We start from the raw sequence: 4159 nt of genomic DNA on the forward strand, positions 1-4159 counted from the left end.
GCTCTGCCTCTGACATCGTACCTTTGAGCCCGAGCACCAGGCGGTCATTGAACAATCACCGATGAGCGTGTGGGTCAGGCCACATAGATCGAGCAGACGGTACCAATCAGCATTATTGCGCGCTAGTCGCGAGACTTCCAAGCCGAGCACGATGCCCACCTGGCCGAGGCCGACCTCCGCGGTCATACGCGCGAAGCCGGTGCGCTCGGAAAGGCCGGAACCGGAAATACCGAGGTCCTCATCGATGACCTTCAGCTGATCGCGTCGCCAACCAAGCCGCGCGGCGCGTTCGGCTAACTCGTACTGACGGGCAGTGGACTCGCGATTATGCTCGACCTGCGTCGTACTGGACTGACGCACGTAGACGATTGCGCATCGGCGTAGGTGCTCAGCGGTGATCTTGCTCAGTTCGTTCATCGTTGTGATCTCCGGCAGTGGCGATTGCTCGGGCGATTAGTCGGGCGAGTCGCAGCACGAGATGTGCGCGCTGCTCTTTATCGAGGGCCCCCCATACGGGTACGGCCCCGCGCTGAGGTGGTGGGTCGAGAAAGCTTAGCTGCTGCATGGCTGTCCTCCGATTCCGGTGGCAGGACAGTATGCGCGGCATCCAATTGCCGCAGCAAAGCGTCGACGATCGTCCGGGCGTGCAGCAGCTCGGCGTGGGAAGCCAGGAATGCCGCTCGAACGCATTGCGGGCTTGCACGCGGTAAATGTTGTGCGATAGGCAGATCTGTCCACGCGGCCGGTACAAGGGCACGGGTACCATCGGGCAGTACAAGCGTCAGATGAAGTTCGCCGCGTCGATGACACCAGCCAAGCACATTAAGCGCAGATCCCTCAAAGGGATGGCGCGACCGAACGATGGTTACCTGATCGGGATAGTCGTCGAGATGATGAGCGCGGTGGTGGGTAGTCTGTCGAGTAGTCTTTCGATGGGGTCAGCCAATCCTGGCTGGCCCGCTTCGTTGAGCATCGGGTCGGCGACAAACGCATCATCCGCCTGATCCAGAAATGGCTTAAGGCGGGCGTTCTTGAAGACGGAATCGTCACGACCAATGATAAGGGAACGGGCCAAGGTTCGGTGATCTCGCCGCTCCTCGCCAACGTCTACCTTCATTTTGTGTTCGATCTCTGGGCCGAGCGCTGGCGACGGCGCGACGCTACGGGCGATATGATCATCGTGCGCTTCGCCGACGATATCGTCGTCGGTTTCGAACATGAGGACGACGCCCGTCGCTTCTGGGACGCGATGCGAACGCGACTGCAGGAGTTCGCACTGTCGCTCCATCCGGAAAAGACCCGCCTGATCGAGTTTGGCCGCCGCGCTGCGACCAATCGCGAGCGGCGCGGACTCGGCTAACCGGAGACCTTCAATATCCTCGGGTTCAGCTTCATCTGCGGCACATCGCGCCGAGGCGGCTTCCTGCTCAAGCGGAAGTCGCGACGCGACCGCATACAAGCGAAACTCAGCGAGATTAAGGATGAGATGCGACGACGGCGGCATCAGCCGATCCCCGACCAGGGGAAATGGTTGAGGCAAGTCGTCACCGGCTTCTTCGCCTACCATGCCGTGCCGACCAATGGGCGCGTGCTGGAGGCGTTCCGCTACCAACGTCATCGACCTATGGCGGCGCTCGCTAAGGCGACGCAGCCAGAAGGACCACCTGACTTGGGCGCGGATCACGAAGCTGTCGGATGACTGGCTCCCGAAAGCGAGGATCCTTCACCCCTGGCCAGAACAGCGCTTCGCCGTCAAGCACCCGAGGTGGGAGCCGGATGCGGGAAAGCTGCATGTCCGGATCTGTCCGGGGGGCGCTCAGCAATGAGCGTCCCTACCGGGATCAGAGTGTCGCGGCCCTTGTCGACAGGAATCATATATTTGAGAAGACTCACTTTTCAGCGTGGGAGACTGAGATGGGTCTGACAAGATCGGGGGACGTAGCGTCGCGGTTGCCGCGCGGCGTGGTCCTGATGGACGCCGGCTATGGCACCGACACCGCTCTGCGTGGGAGCATTACCGAGCGTAGTGAGATGGGCGTCCACCCGGAAGGTGTCCTCCTTCGATACGGCGCGGTTGATCAGTGATGGATCGGTTAATGTCGAGCGCGCGATCGGAAGTGGAGAGTCCGCCGTGCGCGCGCCAGCCTCCGCTGTATCACGCCCGCCGACAATCTTGGATCGGATGGCGTCCTTGAGCTTCTCTGCTTCGGCCGCGATCACAGCCTGATTGTTCATGACCTCGGTGTTGTAGTCGTTGGCGGAGCGATGTGAGGTGAACAGTCTGTCAAACGCCGTGGTGTCGATATCGGTGTTCGCGAGATGGCCGGTAACGGCGTCGCAATAGGAACCCGCCGCCTTCTTCTTGATCTTTGTAAGTTCGCTGAGAAGTTGATCGAGCGCGCTCATTGCATTCTGCAATGAACCGAGACTGGCCGCAGCTGTGGCATTGCCGCCCTTCGCAATTGCCCACCAGTCTTTCAACACGGGTTCCTGTGTCTGTTCCGCCGCGCTCAGCCATGCACAAATCTCCTCCGCGTTCAGGAACCAGAGCGGGAGGCCGAACTCTTTGCCATTGAGATAGATGCGATCCGGCATGCGAACCGCTGCTTTTGCGGCAGGAAAGGCTTTGGCGTATTCGCCATTAATGTCGAGAATGAAGACATGCGGCTCCTCTGCTGCGCCGTCGAGCGCCTTCATGGCCTTCTGAATGAGGCTCGACACCGAGAATGACTTGCCTGACCCGGTGTTGCCGACGATGGCCAAGGGCCTCGACAACAGGTCATTGTAGGACGCCCGGACGACGTTACGCGTCTGGCCGGTCGGAAATCCGATCTTCAAGTCGCAGTCAAAGTCCCTCGCATCATAACCCTCCGGCCTGTTGCGACGGGGCGGAATTTCAAACACGGCGCGCAAGATGTCAGGTGATCCGATTTCTGCCGGTGTATCGAGCGTTGGCAGGATGGATATGCCCGGACTGAAAGACGGGTCATCGTTGGCATGCTCGATCGTACCCAGCAACTGCACGCTGGCGGTCCGGCGCGGCTTCATGAGTTCCAGGTTGAGTTCATCGCCGCTGGTGGGATCGAAGCTCTCACGTGCCTCAAGATCGGTAATGATACCAATGACGGTTTCGCCCGCCCCCAACGAAAAGGTCAGATACGCGTTGATCGCGATCGCAGCCTGAACCCCATCAAGGGTCGCGCGCAGGGCCGATCTGGTTTCGGGCAGCAATTCCACGTTCACCCGGAAGCCTTGAACCGAAACAATATGGCCGACGAGACGTGGATTATCCATCTCACGCCTCCGGAGCGGGTTCAGCGGGCGTCGCGGACGAAGCTATTTGCTTTTCGAATCGCCGCAGGCGCAGGAAGTCGTCCAGCCATTGCACGTCGGGCATTACCGAGCGGGCGAAATCATCAAACGTCGCGTGTTTGAACTTGCTAGGAGCCTGTCCAGTTAGCATCGGGAAGCCGGTTTTATCCGAATGATAGCGGCTCATGCGGCCCTCGCCAGCTTGACGAGGTTGTGAGCGGTGCAGATGAGCGCCCATTCTGCGCTGACCTTTTCGATGCCGCGCAGCAGGAATTGCCTGAACCCTCTTGCCTGTTTGATCTGTCCGAAGACGGCTTCGACGATCTGCTTGCGCAAGCGGTAGCGACTTCGGTAGCCGGCGCGCTTGAGCTTGGTGCTCATCCTGGCGATCAGCGAGCCGGGTCTTGAAGCCTTTTTCGCGGTGGCGGATTTGGTGCCGTGCTTCTGCCTTCCGGTGGCGATGTAGCCCTCGATGCGCCGCCGTTTGATCGTGCGAAGATTGGCGGCGGAGCAGTAGCCGGCGTCGGCCGACACTTCGTCGGGATTGGTCCCCAGATTGGCCCTGATCCCGTCGAGCAACGGCGCCAGTTGCGCCTGATCGCTCGAGGAACTGGTCAGCGTCTGCGCCACGATGATCTGATGGGCACCATCGACCGCGGCCTGGGCGTTGTAGCCCTGGATGTAACCGTCCTTGGTCTTCAGGATGCGGCTTTCCGGGTCGGTGAAATTGCGTTGCGCCTTGCCGTCGGGCTCCGTGTTCGGCGGCGCGGACCTCTTGCCGTTCTTTTTGCTCCCTTCGGCGATGCGGCGCTCCTCGGCTTCGGCCCGCGCCTTGCGCTCCGCCTCG

General features: G+C 60.7%; 3 protein-coding genes and 2 pseudogenes. All 5 read right to left on the bottom strand.

Features of this window, described 5'->3' with window-relative positions; all coding sequences use genetic code 11:
- Positions 1-417, bottom strand: a pseudogene (locus CQ13_RS08250) (recombinase family protein); the annotation flags it as partial.
- Between the two features lie 448 nt (positions 418-865).
- Positions 866-1504 carry a hypothetical protein gene (locus CQ13_RS47030; RefSeq protein WP_430649665.1) on the bottom strand — a complete coding sequence of 213 codons (639 nt, stop codon included), beginning with the start codon at positions 1502-1504 and terminating at the stop codon, positions 866-868.
- A 902-nt stretch (positions 1505-2406) separates the two neighbouring features.
- Positions 2407-3294: pseudogene (locus tag CQ13_RS47035) on the bottom strand (helicase HerA domain-containing protein); the annotation flags it as partial.
- A gap of 1 nt (position 3295) precedes the next feature.
- The gene (locus tag CQ13_RS42675; protein ID WP_156433579.1) at positions 3296-3499 is read right to left on the bottom strand and encodes a hypothetical protein; all 204 of its coding nucleotides are present in this window, start codon (positions 3497-3499) and stop codon (positions 3296-3298) included.
- A partial coding sequence (locus tag CQ13_RS08275) for a transposase (RefSeq protein WP_156433580.1) occupies positions 3496-4159 on the bottom strand: 664 nt, incomplete at its 5' end. The genes CQ13_RS08275 and CQ13_RS42675, both read right to left, overlap by 4 nt.

Origin of the sequence: Bradyrhizobium retamae, from assembly GCF_001440415.1 — a bacterium.
GTDB classification, from domain to species: domain Bacteria; phylum Pseudomonadota; class Alphaproteobacteria; order Rhizobiales; family Xanthobacteraceae; genus Bradyrhizobium; species Bradyrhizobium retamae.

Excerpts from the sequence above, each read along its gene's own strand:
- CQ13_RS42675 (WP_156433579.1), bottom strand. The coding sequence starts at position 3,499 with ATGAGCCGCTATCATTCGGATAAAACCGGCTTCCCGATGCTAACTGGA.
- CQ13_RS47030 (WP_430649665.1), bottom strand. The coding sequence starts at position 1,504 with ATGCCGCCGTCGTCGCATCTCATCCTTAATCTCGCTGAGTTTCGCTTG.